The sequence below is a fragment of the uncultured Tenacibaculum sp. genome, from assembly GCF_947494125.1.
Taxonomy (GTDB): Bacteria; Bacteroidota; Bacteroidia; order Flavobacteriales; family Flavobacteriaceae; genus Polaribacter.
On record NZ_CANLTU010000001.1, the window covers coordinates 20,250 to 40,907 of the forward strand.

Below are 20,658 nucleotides of genomic sequence, written 5' to 3' on the forward strand. Positions count from 1 at the left end.
TTTAAAAAGCCAAAGTTAATTTTTAAACCTCTTCAATCAAATTTTTTTCATTAATATATATGAGCAGTTTTTTATTAACAACAAAATTCATAGACTTTAATACTCGTTCATATCTTAATAACTGTTGATGATAACTCTTAGATGGTTTTCCGGTTTTATAATCAATTATTATAATTTCTCCTTGCTTGTTAAAAACAAGTCGATCTGGAATCATAATTTGATTATCTACATCTACTATTTCTCTTTCATTATATACCACTACTTCTTTTGAATAATACTTTTCTAATTCTGGATGGCTTACAATTCTATTAATATCTTCCTTTATAAATTGTGACTCTTTATTATCTATAATTCCTTGTTGTGTATATTGTTTTATTATTTTTTCAACATCTGCTTTTGTTATTATTTTCGACATAATCTCATGAATAAGATTTCCGAATTTAATTGCTTTTTCTTGCTCTGTATTCCATAATCTAGAAGCACTTGCTAACATTTTTATATTATGTTCTTGCCAGGGTGTTGATATAAAAGCTTCTTGAATACTTGTTAAAGACTCTACCTCTTCTTTTTTTGAAATTCTTTCTTTATTTCCAAAACAATACTCCAAAACCTCATCTTCCCATTTATCAATTTTCTTTAAGTAATTAATAAAAATACCTGAATAGTAATTTGTATTCTCACCTGCTTTTGAAATTCTTTTTTCTGTTATAATATAAAGTTGCTCTACAGCTCTTGTTAAAGCAACATACAATAAGTTTAAATTATCTAATTCTAATTCTTCTCGTTGATTTCTATATATTTCTGCTCCTCTATCATTTAAATAATTGAGATCTTTATTAAACGGAACTAACAATTCTTTAAAATCTTTAAAGTTTTCTGGCAACTCATTTAACCAAACTTTTGGATTTAATTGTCGATAAATATCCAAATCATATGGAAAAATAACCACTGGAAATTCCAACCCTTTTGATTTGTGAATAGTCATTATTTGTACTGCATTTCCACTTTCTGGAACTACAATACTTAAATTATTTTTTTTCTCTTCCCAAAACTCTAAAAATTCTTGAATACTTGTACCTTTTCTTTGTTGCTCTAAAACTACATCTAAAAAAAATTGCACATAAGCATCCGAAGAATTTATCAATTTAAAACTTCGAATTATTTCTTCTACTTTTTCATAAAATGGTAATTGATGAAAGGTTGATAATTCAAACGATATTCCGTATTTTTTTAGCTCTTGAAATATTATTTCATTTGATTGATGAATAAACTCTGAAATAAATGAATGCCTATCTGTCTTTAATTGTAAATGGTTGTGTAAAAAATATAATACTTCTAACAATGTTTCCTTATCATTGGAATGTTGAAGCACTTGCAAAACGTTTATTACCAAATTAACTTTGGTACTATTTTGTAATAATAGTGTTTCTGAGGAAATAATGTTAATTCCATTTTCAGACAAATAATTTGCTACTGCTATTCCATCTTTTCTTTTTCTTACCAATACACAAATTTCATTCAACAAAAAATCATCTTGCAATCCTTTAATAGTTTCTAAAACTTTCTGAGGATACTTTACTAATTCATCTTCTTTCTCTTCTTCTTTTTCTAAAAAAGATATCGAAACAACTCCTCCTTTTTTTGCATTCACTATTTGTTTATTTCCTTCTATAAACAGTTGCTTATAGTTTTCATTTTGAAGGAAATTAGCTGTATGCTGAAAGAATGAATTATTAAAATTAATTACTTCAGAGAAGCTTCTGTAATTTGTTTCTAATGTTTTTATTTCTTTAGGTATATAAAATGGATTTTCCACTTCCGAACCTAAATTTATAAACTGTTCTGCTTTACCTCCTCTCCAACGATATATAGCCTGTTTACCATCTCCAACCAATAACAAATTAGCGTTTTCTTGCGACAATGCATTATCTATTAACGGAATAAGATTTTGCCATTGTAATACTGAAGTATCTTGCATTTCATCAATAAAATAATGCATAAATCGCTGTCCTATGCGCTCATAAATAAACGGTGCTGGCTGATCTTTTATATTATCTGATATCAATTGATTGAACTCTGCATTTAATCGAAGGTTATTTTCTTCTTTTATTTCTGTGAGTTCTATGTTTATATAATTTAAAACTGCTAATGGAATAATACTCTTTAACACCAGTTTGTTCATTAAATGCTGCTGATACATTTTTTCAGATTTCATGTACAGATTTAACAAATCTGGCAAAACTCCTTCTATAGCCATTTTTATAGCATCAGATTTTGATTTTGAATAGAAATTATTTTCTTCTATTCTTTCTCTAAGTTTTGAATCTTCAAAAAACTTTGCTTTCTCTGGAGTTTGAGACAATGCTACAAAATGATTTGGCAGCATTGATCTATAAAAATCTTTATGATTTAACTGAGCTTCTTCAATAATTTGCAATCCTTTATTGCCTATTTCTTGTAAACGTTCTTTTATTTCTTTTTGATGCTTGGACAACTTTACTTTTAACCCCGTGAAGTCTTCTAATTTTTTATTTGCTAATTCTCTAAAATGTTTGGTGTCATCTTCATTTAATAAAATTCTAGAAAATTCACTTAACTCTCTCGAAATATCCCAAGATTTATCATCATCAGCTTTATCTAAAGAAAAATCAATTAATAATTTCGTTAAATCTTTATCTGTTCCTATTTTAGAAATTAAAATATCCACTGCCTCATTCAATAAAGAAATTGCATCCATTTCGACTTCAAAATTTAAAGACAAACCTAAATCGTATGCAAAACTTTTAATTATTTTATGTGTAAAACTGTCAATAGTAGTAATTGAAAAAGCCGAGTAGTTTTGTAGTATTACTTCTATAATTTTTTTACTACGTTCTTGAATAACTGTTTTTTCAACTGGTATTTCTTTAATTATGAGTTTAAGCAAATCGTTTTCTAATCCTTCTGAAAAATCATGCAAATTTTCTAAGACACGTTCCTTCATTTCTCCAGCTGCTTTATTAGTAAAAGTTATTGCTAATACTTTTTGAAAACGAAAAATATCACTAGAGTTTAATAGCACTTTTAAATACTCTTTAACTAACGTAAAGGTCTTTCCGCTTCCAGCTGATGCGTTATATACTTGAAATGTTGACGTTTGTTGCACAATTATTTTTTTGATACTAATTGTACGAATTTACATAAAGTTACCTTGTTTTTATCCTCTAAATAAAAAGAAATCTTTTTTCATTGACTCTATCTTAGAGTCATCATTTGTAATAATATAATCTATTGCTTTCTCTGTAAAAACTTTCCCTTTTTGGGTTAATGATATTATTTGATCTTCTATAAATATCATATTATTTTTCTCGGCTAAATCTACAATCGATTTTGCTTTGACTTTATGCCAATTAATATGCTCATTTAAATGATTAATATGTCTTTCGTTTTCTTCTTTGTGATTATTTAAATGCAATAAAAAAGTAAGCAACTGTACTTCTTTTTGTTGTTGGTTATTACGGTAAAGAACAGAAAACAATCCTCTGTTAGGAGCAAACAAATACACCAAAAAGAATACGACTCCAAGCACCGTAATCATAGAACCAGAAATAGAAGCATCTAACCAGTGTGCTACCCAATAACCTGAAACCGCTGAAAACACTCCAAAAACCACTGAGAAAATCAACATTTTCTTCAAATCATTGGTTAATAAATATGCCGTAGCCGCTGGAGCTATCATTAACGCAACTACTAGAATTGCTCCTACAGCATCAAACGCTCCCACTGTTGTTATTGATGCGACACTCATTAATCCATAATGAATTACTACTGGAGAAAAACCTAAAGCTGTTGCCAAACCTGCATCGAATGTACTCACTTTTAACTCTTTAAAGAAAGCTATTAAAAGACTTAAAGTAATTAATAAAATTGTTCCGATAATCCATAATGATTTTGGTCCAATATCTGTTCCGTTAATCAATAATCTATCAAAAGGAGCAAAAGCTAATTCACCTAATAAAACAGCATCAACATCTAAATGAACATCGTTTGCGTTTTTAGCAATTAAAAGCACACCTATACTAAACAGTGCAGGAAAAACTAAACCAATTGCAGTATCTTCTTTTACTAATTTGGTTTTTTGAATATACTCAACCAACACAACAGTTAAAATTCCTGACAATGCTCCCATTAAAATTAATAATGGAGAATTTAAATCATGCGTAATAAAAAAACCAATTACCAAACCTGGCAAAATTGAATGACTAATTGCATCACTAATTAATGCCATTTTTCGTAACACCAAAAACACACCTGGTATTGCACAAGCTATTGCAACCAAACTCGCTATTAACTGTATTTCTATTTGAGCACTACTCATTTTCTATATTTTGATTATATAAATTACCCGAAAATTGATATCCTTCTTCTGTCATCGACCACATTTTTCCCTGCACCTTTATATATTCTTTCTCTTCTAACTTTTTTAAAGTACCTCTTGTATATCCTTGAAAGTTATTCAAGATTTTTACCGCATGCGGATGTGATTTATCTTCATGTGTCTTAACAAGGTCGAACATAAAAGACAATGTTTTGTGCAATTGTAAATCTCTTCGGTTCTTTAAAAAACGTATTTGACGAAAAAGTAATCCTCTTGAGGGTGAAAAAATAAATGAGAACAACACAAACACAGCTGCCACCAATACAATTACTGGCCCAGTAGATAAATTAGACTGACTTGCACTAATACCTGTACCAACAACACCTGAAAGTGATCCGAATACTGCTGCCAAAACTACCATAGTACTCAAACTATTTGTCCATTGTCGAGCTGCTGCTGCTGGTGCCAATAACATCGCACTCATTAAAACAACTCCTACTGTTTGTAAGCCTAATACAATTGCTAACACAATAAAACTTGTAATTAAAGCGTCTATAAATTTTATATTAAATCCTAACGTTTTTGCATAGTCTGCATCAAATAACAAGAGCTTAAATTCTTTCCAAAAAAGCAATAATACCGCTAAACAAATGGCTGTTACTATAGCCATAAACCATACATCTTTAATCAATAGTGTAGCTGCCTGACCAAACAGAAATTTATCTAAACCTGATTGATTTGCATTTGGCATTTTCTGAATAAACGTTAAAAGCAACATTCCGAATCCGAAGAAAACAGATAGAATAAGACCTAAAGCTGTATCTGTTTTTAAATGTGTGTTTTTTACAATTCCTCTAATCCAAAAAGCTCCGATTAATCCACTTATCAAAGCACCTAATAATAAAACATTGGTATCTTTTGTTCCTGTAATTAAAAAAGCAATTGCAATTCCCGGAAGCGATGCATGTGAAATTGCATCACCTAATAAACTTTGTTTTCTTAACACAGCAAAACTACCCAACATACCACAAATAGCACCTAAAATAGCAGTTCCAATTGTAATTGTTCGAAGTGTATAATCTGAAAAAACGAGTTTAAAATATTCTTGTAAATCCATTATTGTTGCACACTTACTTTATAATTAATTCCGTAAGTTTTAGTTAAATTATCATCATTGAAAATTTCTTTAACTGGTCCTGTTGCTATCTTTTTCACATTTAAAAAAGTTACCCAATCGAAATATTCAGGAACCGTTTGTAAATCATGATGTACCACAACCACAGTTTTTCCTGCTTTTCGTAATTCTTTTAAAATATTAATGATTGTTATTTCTGTAGTAGCATCAACTCCTTGAAATGGTTCATCCATAAAATAAATAGATGCATTTTGTGCCAAAGCTCTTGCTAAAAACACTCGTTGTTGTTGTCCTCCTGAAAGTTGGGAAATTTGCCTGTTTTTAAACGGTAACATTCCAACTTTTTCGAGTGCTTCTAACGCTGTTTTTTTCTGCCCACTTCCTGGGCGTTTTACCCAACCTAAACTTCCGTAAGTCCCCATCATAACAACATCTAAAGCTGTTGTAGGAAAATCCCAATCTACACTTCCTTTCTGAGGAACATAAGCTACTAACTTTCTTTGCTTGTCATATGGCTTCCCATATATCGAAACACTTCCTGCAATTGGATTTATGATTCCTAAAATAGATTTTATTAAGGTAGACTTTCCTGCTCCGTTTGGACCAACAATTGCCATTAAAACTCCTTCTGGAATTGCTAAATCAATGTCCCAAAGTACCGGTTTGTAATTATATGCTACCGTTAAATCATCAACAGTTACTGCGTATTTTGTTTCCATGTTATTTTAGTGCGTTAACAATCGTACTAACATTTGCTTTATACATTCCTATATAAGTTCCTTCTTCTGTTCCAGCACTTCCTAATGCATCAGAATATAACGTTCCGCCGATTACAACTTCTTGCCCTTTAGATTTTACTGCTTCCTGCAAAGCTTCAATAGTTCGTTTTGGAACCGAACTTTCTACAAAAATTGCTTTCACTTCATTTTCAATAATAAACTTCGCTAATTTTTGAACATCTTGAACACCCGCTTCAGTTGCTGTAGATAACCCTTGTAAACCAACTACGTTAAACTTATGTTGCCTTCCGAAATAATTGAATGCATCATGTGCTGTTACCAAAATTCTTTTTTCTTCTGGTAATTCATTTATTTTATTTTCAACTTGTTTATTCAATGCACTCAACTTATCTAAATATATTTTAGCATTTTTTTTATAGAAATCAGCGTTTTTTGCATCAATTTCCGCCAATTTACTAGCAACGTATGATGTTATTTTTGTCCAGTTACTAAGATCAAACCAAATATGAGGGTCGTAATTTGAAGCAAACAATTCTGAACTTATTAAGTTGTTCTTATCAATAGCATTAGAAGCTACAATCGTTTTTTTATTTTGATGTTCCATTTTCTCAAACACCTCTTCTAACTTACCTTCTAAATGCAATCCATTATATATAACTACATCGGCATTAAATAACTTCGATACATCTCCTTCGCTTGCTTTATACAAGTGCGGATCTACACCTGCTCCCATTAAACCTTTTACATCTAATTTATCTCCTCCAATATTCTTTACCAAATCGGTAATCATAGTAGTTGTTGTAACTACATTTAATTTTCCATTTGCCTTTTTTGCTTTTTTACCACAGCTTATTGCTAATGAAATTACAAATAGTACTATTACTTTTCTCATTTTAGTTTTTTTGTATATAAATATTGTTAGCTACTTTGTTTGATATTGTCATTTCTTTCCCGTTTATTTTCACTAAAAAAGAATCATCAAAAGGTTCTTTATCTAGGACTTCTATATTTTTTCCTAAGCCTATTTCTTGTTTATCCAAAAAACGTAAAAATTCAGAAGAGGTATCGTTTACTCCAACACACACTCCTTTTTCATTTTTCTCTAGTGTTGACAGTAAGCTCTTTTGTATCTGTGGTAAATTACCTTCTTTATCGGGAATTGGATCTCCGTGAGGATCTCTTTTAGGATGACCCAAAAACGAATCTAATTCATCTATCAGTTTTGGAGATTTTATATGCTCTAACTGTTCAGCTACCTCATGAACTTCATCCCAAGTAAAATTAAGTTTCTCTACTAAGAAAACTTCCCACAGTCTATGTTTACGAATAATATTAGCCGCTGTTCTCTTTCCAAAATCTGTTAAGGTAACTCCTTGATACTTTTTATAAACCAATACTTTTTTATCAGACAATTTTTTAATCATATCTGTTACTGAAGAAGCTTTTGTTGTTAACTTCTTAGCTATAGCATTGGTACTAATTCCTTTGTCGGAAACAGTTGCTAAATGATAAATTGCTTTTATATAGTTTTCTTCTGACTGACTAAACATTTTACTTTTTTGGTTTTACAAAAATACAAATTTTGATTTAGATAAAATAATTTTTAGACTAGACTAAAAATTATTTTATATTTGCATAAATTTTAAATACATATATCACTAAAAATAATTAATTCTAAACAATGAATAAGGTAATTTTATTTACATTTTTGTTTATATCCGCTTTAACAAAAGCACAAACAATTACAGGGAAAATAACTACTTCTAAAGGAGAAACACTTCCTTTTGCTAGTATCACTATTAAAAATAGTGACAAAGGAACCAATGCGGATGAAGATGGGAAATTCTCTTTAGAAGATATTAAAAATAAAAGAGTAACATTAATTGCTTCTTTTACGGGCTTTATTTCTTCTCAAAAACAACTAAATATATCAGCAACTAAAAAAAATATCATTAATTTTTCTTTAACTGAACATGCAGAAATATTAGATCAAGTTACTGTTACTGGTACTCGAACTGATAGAAGAAGCACAAAAAACCCAGTAATTGTAAATGTTATTAATAGCCAAACCTTAGCAGATGTACAAGCATGTAATTTATCTGAAGGTCTAAAATTTCAAACAGGTTTACGTGTTGAAACTGATTGCCAAACTTGCAACTATACTCAATTACGAATGAATGGGCTCTCTGGGGGTTATTCTCAGATATTAATTAATGGACGACCAATTTTTAGTCCTCTAACTGGGTTATATGGCTTAGAACAAATTCCAACTAACATGATAGATCGTATTGAAGTTGTTCGTGGTGGAGGTTCTGCTTTATATGGATCGAGTGCTATTGGTGGCACCGTAAATGTTATAACCAAAATACCTAAAAAAGACGACTATAGTATTGGGTATACTTACCAAAACCTTAAAGGTGCTTCTGATCATATTATTGCAGGTAATGCTACGGTGGTTAATGAAGATAAAAATGCTGGAATCTCATTTTTCATTAATAATAGAGCTCGTGAAATATATGATCATAATGGTGATAATTTCTCCGAACTTCCTCAATTAAAAAACAATTCTTTTGGTACTAATATGTTTTTCTTACCAACTGAAAATCAAAAAATAGAGGTTAATTTTAGTAAAATGAACGAATATCGTTATGGTGGCGAAATGATTAAAAATGCTCCTCACTTTGCATTACAATCTGAAGAAAGAACACATGATGTATATGTTGGTAATGTAGATTATCAAATTAATTTTAATGATAACAAAAGTTCTTTAATTACTTATTTTGCTTCACAATATACAGGAAGAGAGCATTACACAGGAATTCGTCCAGATGTAGGAACTCCAGAAGACACAGCACATTTAGCAAACCCTCCTTATGGAAATTCAGAAACTACAACTTTTCAGGGAGGGCTTCAGTTTAATCATAAATTAGAAGATTTCTTAAAAGGAAATAATGTATTAACAGTTGGGAGTGAATTTGTTCAAGATGATGTTTTTGACGAAATCAAAGCATATCAATATGTCGTAGATCAAGTAACAAAAAATTACGGTTTCTTCTTCCAAAGTGATTGGGAAATTAATGATAAGTGGAATTTATTAGCAGGTATTCGTTACGATCATCATAAACTAAATGCTTTAAAAAAAGATGGAACTAAAAAACTAATAACCAATAATGTTGCAAGTCCTCGAGTATCTTTATTATTTAAACCTTTTGAAAAAACACAATTAAGAGCTACTTGGGGAACCGGTTTTAGAGCACCGCAAGCTTTTGATACCGATTTACATATTGCTTTTGCTGGTGGCGGTATTTCTAGAGTTCTACTTGCTGATGATTTAAAAAGAGAACGTTCTAATAGCTATACTGTTTCTTTTAATTACGATAAACCTACAGAACATTATATTTATGGATTTACTGTTGAAAGTTTTTACACTCAATTAAACGATGCTTTTTATTTAGAATCTATTGGTACAGATCAATTTGGAGAGGTATTTGAAAAAAGAAATGGTGATGGCGCAGTAGTAAAAGGAATTACATTAGAAACTCGTTTAAACTATGATGGAATCTTTCAATTAGACGCCGGGTTTACGTATCAATCAAGTAAATATAATACTGCTATAAACAACTCTAATGAACTTACTCCTAAGAGGGAGTTTTTACGTACACCAAATACTTATGGGTATGCAACTGCTACATACACTCCTAATCAAAAATTTAAAACAGCTTTAAATTTAGTGTATACCGGAGAAATGGATGTATTACACTTAGCTTCTAATCAAAATTTAATTAAAGACGAGTATTTTAAATCTCCTTCATTTTTCAACTTAGGAATGAACGCTAGCTATAAATTTGAATTAGAAAAGCTAAAAACTAATGTTGAGCTTACCGCTGGTATTAAAAATGTTTTTGATAATTATCAAACAAAATTCGATATAGGTAAAGAACGTGATAGTAACTTTATTTATGGTCCTGCTAACCCTAGAACTTATGTTATTGGTTTTAGAATTTTTAAATAAAAAAACTACATTCATTTAATATTATGTAAAAAAGGGAAGCTATATAGGCTTTCCTTTTTTACGTAATATAGAATTAATACCAGCATAACATTACACGATTCAATTAACATTTAAGAAACATTCTAATAAAATAAGCATAATTTATATCTAACATTAGCTTTACAATCTAGTTTCACATTTGCAGGGTATTTAAAGAACTCAAGTAACTAGAATGAAAAAATTAATATTTATTACTCTTTTAAGCCTTTGCAATTTTGCTTTTTCTCAAAACAAAGGAACTGTGTCCGGTACACTTACAGATAAAGAGATGAATGGAGAAGCATTACCTTTTGCTAATGTTTTTATAAAAGGAACTACAATTGGTGCAACTACTGATATGGATGGTAAGTACACTTTAAATGTTCCTGTAGGAAATCAAACAATCGTTTTTAGCTTCATAGGTTATCAAACCATAGAAAAAGCTATTATAATTAAAGCTGGAGAAATTTTAATTGTAAATCATCAATTAGGAGCCAATGAAGGAGTAACTCTTGACGAAGTTGAAATTAAAGCTACTACAAGTAAAGATAAAGCAAGTGCCTTATTATTAGATCAAAAGAAAGCAGTAATTATAAAAGAAAGTATTGGTGCTGAAGAATTATCATCAAAAGGAATTTCAGATGCTGCAGGAGCTGTATCTAAAATATCTGGTGTTTCTAAACAAGAAGGCTCTAACAATGTTTATGTTCGTGGTTTAGGTGATCGCTATTTAAACACAACAATGAACGGTTTATCATTACCGTCTAATAATATTGGTAAGAAGAATATAGATTTAAATTTATTCCCTTCAGATATTATTCAAAATGTATCTATAAGTAAAGCATACTCATCAAATTTTTATGGAGATTTTGCTGCTGGTAATATTGACGTTTCTTCGAAAGAATATAAAGGAGATGGTTTTGTTGAAATCAGCCTTGGTTCTGGAGTAAACTCAAGAGCTATGGGTGAAGACTTTAAGAAAAGTGAAGGTACTGGAAATTTTGGATATTACAATAGATTTAAACATAACCCTTACGCAGTTGTACTTTCTCACGGAGTTGATCCTGTAAATGCTGGTAGCCCAATTAACAACTCAATTGGTATTAATGCTGGTAAGTCTTTTGATTTTAAAGACGGATCTAGATTAAGTCTTTTCGGAACTGCGTCATTTAGTAGAGGTTTTGAGTACAGAGAAGGACCTGTTGTAGATTTTTCTAATGTATTTAAAAAGAGATATCCAAACGCAAAAGAATATTCTTATAGTACTTCTACCACTGCTATGTTAAGCGCTTTATACAGAATTAACAGCGAGCATAAATTAAAATACACATCGCTTTTCTTAAATAATTCAGGAGATGAAGTTGGATATTATGGGTATAGAGGTTTAGGACAAAATAGAGATGCTTTAAAAGATACTGATAAAGGTTTCTACCAAATGAATGTTCAATACAATCAAGATTTAGTTTTTGTAAATCAATTAACTGGTGATCACAGATTTGAAGACAACAAATTAAAATTAACTTGGGGTATTGGTTACAATAATGTTTTTGCACACGAACCAGATAGAAAAAGAATAAGTATAGAAAACTTTCATTATTCTTTAGATAACGACCCAAGTACAAACCCTGTATTTTACACAAATAACTCATTTGACAATCAACGTTATTTTCAAAAAATTATTGATGAAGAGTTAAACAGTAGAGTTAACTTAACATATAAAGCATCGGAAAATTTAAATTTAAACTTTGGGTATAACGGAAGAATTAAAGAAAGAAATTTTGAAAATATTAGATATGGGTATGATATTTTAAATAAACAATATGAGATAACTGATGTAAATAATTTCAATGCAATATTCAATATTAACAATGCTCAAATATTAAAAAACCAAACTGGTAAAATATTTAGATTAGATGTTTTTAGAAAAATACCTGGTTACGAAAATAGTAATATTGCTAGTTTACCTGGTATACATGAAAACACTTATAATGGTGAATTAAGAATACATGCAGGTTATGCTTCTGCTGAAATAAAGGCTGGTGAAAAATGGGTAATCGTACCTGGTATAAGGGTTGAATCTTTTGCTCAAGATATTAGTTATAAAGTAATTAATATTAACCCTAACGATCCTGGCTATAGAAATGCTTCAGAAACGTTTTTCTTACCTAGTTTAAATCTTAAATATTCATTAAACGAAGATCAAAATTTACGTTTTAACTTTAGTCAAACTGTATCTGTACCAGAGTTTAAGGAAGTAGCTCCTTTTATTTACGAAGGTATTGGTCAAAGAGTAGGAGGTAATCCAGATTTATTAGACAATCCATCTTTTTCAAAAGTTTTTAATCTTGATTTAAAATATGAATGGTTTATTTCTAAAGATGAATTATTATCTATAGCTGCCTTTGGAAAACAAATTAACGATCCTGTAAACTTAGTAATAGCAAATAGTGCTGCTGGTAATCAACGTTATTTTAGAACTGGAGACAAAGCCACTGTTTTAGGTGTAGAATTAGAAGCACGTAAAAACCTAATTAAAAATGAAGACGATGATACATTAATTTCTGCGGGTTTCAACTTTACTTATATGCATACAAAACAAGACTTGAAACAAAATATAACAGGTGTTTCTCGTTACAGCACAACATTTAATAGAGATAGTGATGAGCTTCAAGGAGCTTCTCCAATCTTAATAAATGCTAACATTAATTATAGTCCAGTTAATTTCAAAAACTATAAGCCAATTACATCATTAGTTTTTTCATATTTCTCAGACAGAATCGATGCTTTAGGAGCAGGTGCTTTAGGTAATATTATTGAAAAAGGAATACCAACTTTAGACTTCATTTGGAAAAATAAAATTGGAGAACAATGGGAAGTAAATTTAAAAGCTAAAAATTTATTGGACCCGTCAATTAAAAGAATTAGAGAAAATACATCTATTGGAGATGTTATTCTTACAAAATATAAAAGAGGAACTAATATTAGCTTAGGTCTTAAATACAAATTTTAACAACTAAATAAAACATATTAAACTTTAAAAAAATGAAAAATAATTTTTTACTAGGATTAGCTTTAGCAGCTACTTTATTTACTTCATGTGGAGATGATGATACCGCAGATATCATTATAAATGATAATAGTACAACAAATAACAACGGAGGAGGAACAACAAATACAACTTGTGACGTTGAATTAAAAGGAAACTACACTGCTGATTTAACTTTAGATGCATCAAAGTGTTATACTATAACAGGACCAACCATTTTTGAAAACGGTACAACTTTAACAATTCCTGCTGGAACAGTAATTAAAGCTGCTGCAACTGGTGCTGATGTATATTTAGCAATAGGACAAGGAGCAAAAATTATAGCCGAAGGAACTTCAAGTCAACCAATTATTTTTACTTCTAATGCAAATACACCTAATGCTGGTGACTGGGGTGGATTGATTTTATTAGGAAAAGCTCCTATTAATTCAGTAGCGGGAGGAACTGCTACTTCTACATCAGAAATTGCAAGTTTACCTTATGGAGGAAATATTTCTGATGACAATTCTGGTACTTTACGTTATGTAAGAGTTGAATACTCAGGTGGTAAAGCAGATGGTCAATCTGAAAACAATGGTTTTTCTTTCTATGGTGTAGGTAATAAAACTACTATAGAATATATTCAAATGTTTGAAGGTAAAGATGATGGTGTTGAATTTTTTGGAGGAACGGTAAACGTAGACTATGTTTCTGTTGTGAACGCTCAAGATGATTCTATCGACTGGACTGAAGGATATACTGGTACTATTACTAATGCTTACGTAAAACATGGAACTGACCATGATAAAGGTATTGAAGCTGATGGTTATAATACAGATATAGGAAATTTATCTACTCCTAAATACTTCTCTAAGCCTACTGTTACTAATTTAACAATTGAAGGATTAGGTTCTGGTACAGGAAATGAAGCTGTTCGTTTAAGAGCTGGTACTCAAGGAATCTTTACAAACGTTTTATTAATTGGTTTTGCTGAAGGATTTGATCTTGATGGTGATGCTACTGATAATCCTACTGGTACTGGTGTAACTAATGGAGACTTAAAAGCTACAGACGTTAAATTTGATGATGTTACAACTAAAATGAAAAACGATACTGGAGTTACTTTTACAATGGCTGATTTCTTAACTGAAAACGCAGCTGCTGCTGGAACAGATTATACTACTTGGGGAGCTAACTGGACTAGACAATAATAATCTTTTTCTTTTACCCTTAAGAATAAAAAAGCCGAGCATATGCTCGGCTTTTTTATTCTTTTAACTTTATCAAACTATACAAAAGGTCTTCTAGTTTTTTTAATTCCTTTGGTGGGTTACCAGCATCAAAAGTTGAAGATGTATATTTTTTATTCTCAACTACAATTCTAAAATTAGCAATTAATGCTCCATCACTAAACCTTTTATTTGTTGGTGATTCTAACTCCCCAATCTCTTTTAAACTAATACCTTTTATTATCTCATTTAAATGTTTAATTTCTTCTTTAGCTAGCTTAAATTCCTTTTTATTATTGTTTGTCCGATATTTAATCGTATTGTTTTTAACTACAATTTCAACAGCACTACCTCTTGTATGTGCTTTATAGTTTATTTCACTAAAATTTTGAGCTGAGCAACTCGTTATTAATAAAATAAAAAACATAACTACTATTTTAGAATATTTCATTTTTAAATTTTTTATGCTTTATAAATATAAAAAAGACGCTTTTTAATTAAAAAACGTCTTAATATATAAATTTTCTATGTATTCAAATTAATCTGCCATAGTTGCTCTAAAACCTCCAGGAGCAAAAACAGCATCCATTCTTGTCTTTTGACCATCAGTAAACATATACATACAGCTATCATCAGAATAATCCATAAAATTCATTGTCATATTAGCACTTCCACATTCAATTGTTGGATAAGATGGACATCCTCTACTATTTCCATCTGCATCTGGAGTATCAGCAACAAAATCGCTAGCTCCACATCCACCATCACCCCAAATGTGACGTAAGTTTAACCAGTGTCCTACTTCGTGAGTAGCAGTTCTTTGGTTTGCACCAACAAATGGAGCAGCCATAACAACACCATCGGTAGACCAACTACCTCCAGGGAATTGCGCGTATCCTAAAATTTGACCTCCTTGGTATGGCATGTAATTAACAACCCAAATATTTAAAAATTCTTGCGGGTTAACTACATCACTTCCTCCTTTTGAAGAAAATTTCATATCATCATTTGGTCTCCAACTTCTTTTCTTTTTGTTTTGAACTCTAATTACATCTTCGATAACAAAATCAATATCTACATTAGCTTCAACACCTGCAAATTCAGCTGGCATAGCTCCTCTATTTGGATTTTGTAAGTTAAAATCTTCATTCATTGCATCAATCTGACCTTGTAAGTTTGATAATGACACATTCTCGCTAGACCTTTTATAGATAACGTGAAATACAACTGGTATTTGAATTTTACCATTTACTAATCTAGATTGTAACTCTCCTTTTTCAACTTTTGCCACGTAATTTGCAGTAAAAGACTCTATTTCATCCATTCTATCCTTTAATCCTGAATCTTTAGCCATATTTGCATTCAATACATCATTAGCAAAACATTGCTTTTCTGCTCTTGGTAAAGCTGCTAAATCTGCTGACGATTCAAGCCCAGGTTCTAAGTTTGGATTTTGTTCATTTGTTTGACAGCCTACTAATAATCCAGCAGCGATTGCCATTGTTAGAAAAATTCTTTTCATGTTGTGAAAATTTTAAAATTTAGTTAAGTAATAAATCGTTTTATAAACGACATTGGTTTTATTAAAAAACCTAAACAAGTTAAATACTAAAACATGTTAAAATTTTATCACATTAATAATAACTTGAAGGGTTTATTAACGATTTCAAATATATAGATATTTTTTTTAACCAAAAAAACAAATATAACAATACAGAAATCCTTTTATTCATCACTTACTAAGCCTATATTTGATAAAGAAACAAAGAATAAAAAATAAAGGTGAAATCCATAAAAAGATCAATTATAAAAATAAATTTTTATAAACAAAAAAAGACGTCTTAAATATTAAGACGTCTTTTTTATAAAATTTAAGAAAATTTATTTAAGCTTTTTCTTAACTGCTATTTCAGTATAAGCTTCTATACTATCACCTTCTTTAATATCGTTATATCCTTTTATTTGAAGACCACAATCATATCCTTTTGTTACTTCTTTCACATCGTCTTTAAAACGTTTTAATGAAGTTAGTAAACCATCGTGAACAACAATTCCATCTCTAATAATACGAATTTTAGCATCTCTGGTAATCTTACCATTCATTACCATACATCCTGCAATATTACCAACTTTAGAAATTTTATAAACCTCTCTAATTTCAACATTACCAAGAACTTCTTCTTTCATTTCAGGAGATAACATTCCTTCCATTGCATCTTTTAAGTCGTTGATCGCATCATAGATAATTGAGTATGTTCTGATATCAACTTCTTCTCTATCTGCTACCACACGTGCATTTCCTTGTGGACGTACATTAAATCCTACAATAATTGCATCTGAAGCAGTTGCTAATAATACATCCGATTCTGTAATTGCTCCAACTCCTTTATGTAAAATATTTACTTGAATCTCTTCTGTAGATAATTTTTGGAATGAATCTGTTAAGGCTTCTACTGAACCATCTACATCTCCTTTTAAGATAATGTTTAGCTCTTTGAAATCTCCTAACGCAATACGACGACCAATTTCTGCTAATGTTAATGTTTTTTGCGTTCTTACGGATTGCTCACGTTGTAATTGAGAACGTTTTGCTGCAATTTGCTTCGCTTCACGCTCATCTTCAAATACATTAAACTTGTCACCAGCTTGTGGTGCACCGTCTAAACCTAAAATTGATACTGGCGTAGAAGGTCCTGCTGCTAAAACTTTTGCTCCTTTATCATCAAACATAGCTCTTACTTTACCACTATGTTTTCCTGCTAAAATATAGTCTCCAATTTTTAAAGTACCTGCTTGTACTAAAATAGTTGATACATATCCTCTACCTTTATCTAATAAAGCTTCTACTACAGCTCCTGTTGCATTTTTATCTGGGTTAGCTTTTAATTCTAACACCTCTGCTTCTAATAATACTTTTTCAAGTAAATCTTCAACTCCCTGACCTGTTTTAGCAGATATTTCTTGAGATTGAATATTCCCCCCCCAATCTTCTACTAATAAATTCATAGCAGAAAGTTGTGTTTTAATATTATCTGGATTTGCATTTGGTTTATCAATCTTGTTGATTGCAAATATAATTGGAACTCCTGCAGCTTGTGCGTGAGATATTGCCTCTTTTGTTTGTGGCATTACATCATCATCAGCAGCCACTACAATAATTACTAAATCTGTTACTTGAGCTCCACGTGCACGCATCGCTGTAAAGGCCTCGTGACCTGGTGTATCTAAGAATGCTATTTTTTGGTCTCCAACTTTTACTGCATAAGCACCAATATGTTGTGTAATCCCTCCAGATTCTCCTTCAATTACATTCGCTTTACGAATATAATCTAATAACGATGTTTTACCGTGATCTACGTGACCCATTACTGTAATAATAGGTGCACGAGTTTCTAAATCTTCTGGTTTATCTTCAACTTCTTCAATAGATTCCTCTACTTCAGCTCCAACAAATTCTACTGTATAATTAAATTCTTCTGCAACTATAGATAATGTTTCAGCATCTAAACGCTGATTCATTGTTACCATCATTCCTAACATCATACATGAAGAAATAATGTTAGTTACAGGAACATCCATCATCGTAGCAACCTCACTTACAGTAACAAATTCTGTTACTTTTAAAATTTTACTTTCTGCTTGTGCTGCTTGTAAATCTGCTTCAGATTGTTCACGGTGAGCATCTCTTTTATTTCTACGGTACTTAGCTCCTTTTCCTTTTTTAGATTTACCTTGAAGTCTTTCTAAAGTTTCACGCACTTGTTTTTGTACTTCTGCTTCTGTTGGTTCTTCTTTCTTAATAGCTGGTCTTTGCGCCCCTCTACCTCTAAATCCTGGACGATTTCCACCTCGGTTTCCTCCTCCACGGTTTGGCCCTCCTCTATTTTGTCCTGGTTTTGAAGCATTACCAGTTCCTGGTGCTCCAGGTTTACTAATTCTTTTACGCTTCTTCTTGTCCCCATCAGTTTTAGCTTCTGGCTTCTTCTTTTTAGGTCTTTCAAATTGTTTTAAATCAATTTTCTGACCTGTAATTTTAGGACCATCAAGTTTTTTATACTGAGTTTTAATTTTCTCAGCATTTTCAGGTGTAACTTCAACAGGTTTTTCTGCTTTTACCTCCTCTTTTTTCGTTTCCACTACCTTCTTTTTAGTCTCTTTCAATTCGACTTTTTTAGGTGCTTCAGTTTTTACTACTTCAGGTTTCACTATCTTAGGTTTTTCAACCTTTACAGGTTCCTCTTTCTTTTCTTCTACCTTAACAGCTGGCTTTTCAACTTTTGGGGTTTCTTGAACAGGAGCTTCCTTTTTAGGTTCTTCTTTTACCTCTTTTACCTCTTTTGGTTTTTCAACCTTTTTAGGTTCTTCTTTTTTATCTTCAACTGCTTTCCCGGTCTTTACATCAATCTTCCCAACAGTTTTAAGTTCTAATTTTTTAGCTTTGGCCTTTAAAACTTCTTGTCTTTTAGCTTCGTCTTCTAATCTTTTCTTCTCTTGCTCTACTTCTAATTGCTGACGAATTTCCTCTTTTTCTTTACGCTTTTCTTCGCTTACTTCTTTAGAGGCTACTTTCTTTGATTTATCTGTTTGAAATCCATCAAATAATATTTGATACTCCTTATCAGAAATTTTTGTAGTAGGACGCGCTTCTATATCGTGACCATTTTTAGCCAAGTGTTCTACTGCTCTATCTAAAGAAATGTTTAATTCTCTTAATACTTTATTGAGTCTTAATTTGTTGCCTTCAGCCATAAATTATTTTATACTTTATATTCAAAAAACACACTTTATACTATAAGTATAGTTATGTTCTTTTTCTCTATTTGCCAGATTTTGTATTGATTTTCATCAATTTCGCTGGAGACTGACTTCCATATATTTATTTAATCTTCGAATTCTTCTTTCAAAATTCGTTGAACTTCTAAAATCGTCTCTTCTTCTAAATCAGTTCTTTGAACTAACATCGACACGTCTTTTTCTAGTACACTCTTAGCCGTTTCTAAACCTATTTTTTTGAATTCAGCAATTACCCAAGCTTCAATTTCATCTGAAAACTCTGTTAACTCTACATCCTCTTCTTCAAGTCCTTCACGTTGAACATCAATTTCATACCCTGTTAATTCACTTGCTAAACGAATATTAACTCCTGAACGTCCAATTGCTTTTGATACTTCTTCTGGTTTTAATAAAACGTTTACACGTCCTTTTTTACCATTCTTTTCCTCTTCGTAAGGCTTAATATCAACAGAAGTTACTTTTGCTGGACTTAATGCTCTAGCAACAAATAACTGCTCATTTTTAGTGTAATTTATTACATCAATATTCTCATTTCCAAGTTCACGAACTATACCGTGAATACGAGATCCCTTTACTCCAACACAAGCTCCTACTGGATCGATTCTATCATCATAAGAATCTACAGCTATTTTAGCTTTATCTCCAGGGATTCTAGCTACTCCTTCTATAGTAATTAATCCGTCAAAAACTTCTGGAATTTCTTGTTCGAATAACTTTACTAGGAAAGCTGGTGATGTTCTTGATAATATAATAGCAGGTTTGTTACCTCTTAATTCTACTGATTTTATTACTCCACGAACGGCATCTCCTTTTCTAAAAAAATCTGAACGAATTTGTTCACTCTTTGGTAAAACAATTTCATTTCCTTCATCATCTAATAAAATCACTGCATTGTGACGAATATGATGTACTTCTGCACTATAAATCTCTCCTTCTAATTCTTTAAATTGCTTGAAGATATTTGTGCTATCATGTTCGTGAATTTTTGATATTAGGTTTTGACGTAATGCTAAAATTGCTCGTCTTCCTAAATCAATTAACTTCACTTCTTCAGAAACATCTTCTCCTATTTCAAAATCTGGCTCAATTCTTCTTGCTTCTGCAAGTTCAATTTCCTCATTATCGTCTTCAGAAAATCCATCAGCTACCACCACACGATTTCTCCAAATTTCTAAATCTCCCTTATCAGGATTTATAATAATATCAAAGTTTTCATCTGAACCAAACCTACGTTTTAGTGCAGCACGAAATACTTCTTCTAATATAGACATTAGTGTTACCCTGTCTATACTTTTATTGTCTTTAAACTCTGAAAATGACTCTATTAATGCAATATTTTCCATTTCAT

The 20,658-nt window shown here is 30.9% G+C and carries 13 protein-coding genes; 3 read left to right on the forward strand and 10 right to left on the reverse strand.

Features of this window, described 5'->3' with window-relative positions:
• Positions 1 to 22: 22 nt before the first annotated feature.
• The 6 genes from Q0881_RS00145 to Q0881_RS00170 are packed head-to-tail and all read right to left on the reverse strand — an operon-like array spanning position 23 to position 7,782.
• On the reverse strand, positions 23 to 3,145 hold the full coding sequence (locus Q0881_RS00145; protein WP_299155811.1) for a UvrD-helicase domain-containing protein: 3,123 nt from the start codon (positions 3,143 to 3,145) through the stop codon (positions 23 to 25).
• A 51-nt stretch (positions 3,146 to 3,196) separates the two neighbouring features.
• Positions 3,197 to 4,357, reverse strand: coding sequence for a metal ABC transporter permease (locus Q0881_RS00150; RefSeq protein ID WP_299155813.1), 1,161 nt, complete (start codon positions 4,355 to 4,357; stop codon positions 3,197 to 3,199).
• Positions 4,350 to 5,474: a metal ABC transporter permease gene (locus Q0881_RS00155; protein ID WP_299155815.1), complete on the reverse strand. Its 1,125-nt coding sequence runs from the start codon at positions 5,472 to 5,474 to the stop codon at positions 4,350 to 4,352. Before Q0881_RS00155 ends, Q0881_RS00150 begins: the two co-directional genes overlap by 8 nt.
• Positions 5,474 to 6,211 carry a metal ABC transporter ATP-binding protein gene (locus Q0881_RS00160; RefSeq protein WP_299155817.1) on the reverse strand — a complete coding sequence of 246 codons (738 nt, stop codon included), beginning with the start codon at positions 6,209 to 6,211 and terminating at the stop codon, positions 5,474 to 5,476. Before Q0881_RS00160 ends, Q0881_RS00155 begins: the two co-directional genes overlap by 1 nt.
• A 1-nt stretch (position 6,212) precedes the next feature.
• Positions 6,213 to 7,124 (reverse strand): zinc ABC transporter substrate-binding protein, encoded by a 912-nt coding sequence (locus Q0881_RS00165; RefSeq protein ID WP_299155818.1) that lies wholly within the window; start codon positions 7,122 to 7,124, stop codon positions 6,213 to 6,215.
• Position 7,125: 1 nt separating this feature from the next.
• On the reverse strand, positions 7,126 to 7,782 hold the full coding sequence (locus tag Q0881_RS00170; protein WP_299155820.1) for a metal-dependent transcriptional regulator: 657 nt from the start codon (positions 7,780 to 7,782) through the stop codon (positions 7,126 to 7,128).
• Between the two features lie 131 nt (positions 7,783 to 7,913).
• On the opposite strand from Q0881_RS00170, the gene Q0881_RS00175 reads away from it, so the two are divergent.
• From Q0881_RS00175 to Q0881_RS00185, 3 genes are all read left to right on the forward strand, one after another.
• On the forward strand, positions 7,914 to 10,244 hold the full coding sequence (locus Q0881_RS00175) for a TonB-dependent receptor (protein ID WP_299155821.1): 2,331 nt from the start codon (positions 7,914 to 7,916) through the stop codon (positions 10,242 to 10,244).
• Positions 10,245 to 10,455: 211 nt separating this feature from the next.
• Positions 10,456 to 13,272, forward strand: coding sequence for a TonB-dependent receptor (locus Q0881_RS00180; protein WP_299155823.1), 2,817 nt, complete (start codon positions 10,456 to 10,458; stop codon positions 13,270 to 13,272).
• Positions 13,273 to 13,304: 32 nt separating this feature from the next.
• Positions 13,305 to 14,498: a multidrug transporter gene (locus Q0881_RS00185; RefSeq protein WP_299155825.1), complete on the forward strand. Its 1,194-nt coding sequence runs from the start codon at positions 13,305 to 13,307 to the stop codon at positions 14,496 to 14,498.
• A 55-nt stretch (positions 14,499 to 14,553) separates the two neighbouring features.
• On the opposite strand, the gene Q0881_RS00190 is transcribed toward Q0881_RS00185, so the two are convergent.
• From Q0881_RS00190 to nusA, 4 genes are all read right to left on the reverse strand, one after another.
• Positions 14,554 to 14,967, reverse strand: coding sequence for a hypothetical protein (locus tag Q0881_RS00190; RefSeq protein ID WP_299155826.1), 414 nt, complete (start codon positions 14,965 to 14,967; stop codon positions 14,554 to 14,556).
• Positions 14,968 to 15,054: 87 nt separating this feature from the next.
• Positions 15,055 to 16,038 (reverse strand): zinc metalloprotease, encoded by a 984-nt coding sequence (locus tag Q0881_RS00195; protein WP_299155828.1) that lies wholly within the window; start codon positions 16,036 to 16,038, stop codon positions 15,055 to 15,057.
• A gap of 359 nt (positions 16,039 to 16,397) precedes the next feature.
• Complete coding sequence (infB, locus tag Q0881_RS00200) at positions 16,398 to 19,265, reverse strand: translation initiation factor IF-2 (RefSeq protein ID WP_299155830.1); 2,868 nt, start codon at positions 19,263 to 19,265, stop codon at positions 16,398 to 16,400.
• Positions 19,266 to 19,396: 131 nt separating this feature from the next.
• Entirely contained in the window at positions 19,397 to 20,653 is a 1,257-nt protein-coding gene (nusA, locus tag Q0881_RS00205; RefSeq protein WP_299155831.1) for a transcription termination factor NusA, read from the reverse strand.
• Positions 20,654 to 20,658 lie beyond the last annotated feature (5 nt).

Excerpts from the sequence above, each read along its gene's own strand:
- Q0881_RS00150 (WP_299155813.1), bottom strand. The coding sequence starts at position 4,357 with ATGAGTAGTGCTCAAATAGAAATACAGTTAATAGCGAGTTTGGTTGCA.
- Q0881_RS00155 (WP_299155815.1), bottom strand. The coding sequence starts at position 5,474 with ATGGATTTACAAGAATATTTTAAACTCGTTTTTTCAGATTATACACTT.
- Q0881_RS00160 (WP_299155817.1), bottom strand. The coding sequence starts at position 6,211 with ATGGAAACAAAATACGCAGTAACTGTTGATGATTTAACGGTAGCATAT.
- Q0881_RS00165 (WP_299155818.1), bottom strand. The coding sequence starts at position 7,124 with ATGAGAAAAGTAATAGTACTATTTGTAATTTCATTAGCAATAAGCTGT.
- Q0881_RS00170 (WP_299155820.1), bottom strand. The coding sequence starts at position 7,782 with ATGTTTAGTCAGTCAGAAGAAAACTATATAAAAGCAATTTATCATTTA.
- Q0881_RS00175 (WP_299155821.1), top strand. The coding sequence starts at position 7,914 with ATGAATAAGGTAATTTTATTTACATTTTTGTTTATATCCGCTTTAACA.
- Q0881_RS00180 (WP_299155823.1), top strand. The coding sequence starts at position 10,456 with ATGAAAAAATTAATATTTATTACTCTTTTAAGCCTTTGCAATTTTGCT.
- Q0881_RS00185 (WP_299155825.1), top strand. The coding sequence starts at position 13,305 with ATGAAAAATAATTTTTTACTAGGATTAGCTTTAGCAGCTACTTTATTT.
- Q0881_RS00190 (WP_299155826.1), bottom strand. The coding sequence starts at position 14,967 with ATGAAATATTCTAAAATAGTAGTTATGTTTTTTATTTTATTAATAACG.
- Q0881_RS00195 (WP_299155828.1), bottom strand. The coding sequence starts at position 16,038 with ATGAAAAGAATTTTTCTAACAATGGCAATCGCTGCTGGATTATTAGTA.
- infB (WP_299155830.1), bottom strand. The coding sequence starts at position 19,265 with ATGGCTGAAGGCAACAAATTAAGACTCAATAAAGTATTAAGAGAATTA.
- nusA (WP_299155831.1), bottom strand. The coding sequence starts at position 20,653 with ATGGAAAATATTGCATTAATAGAGTCATTTTCAGAGTTTAAAGACAAT.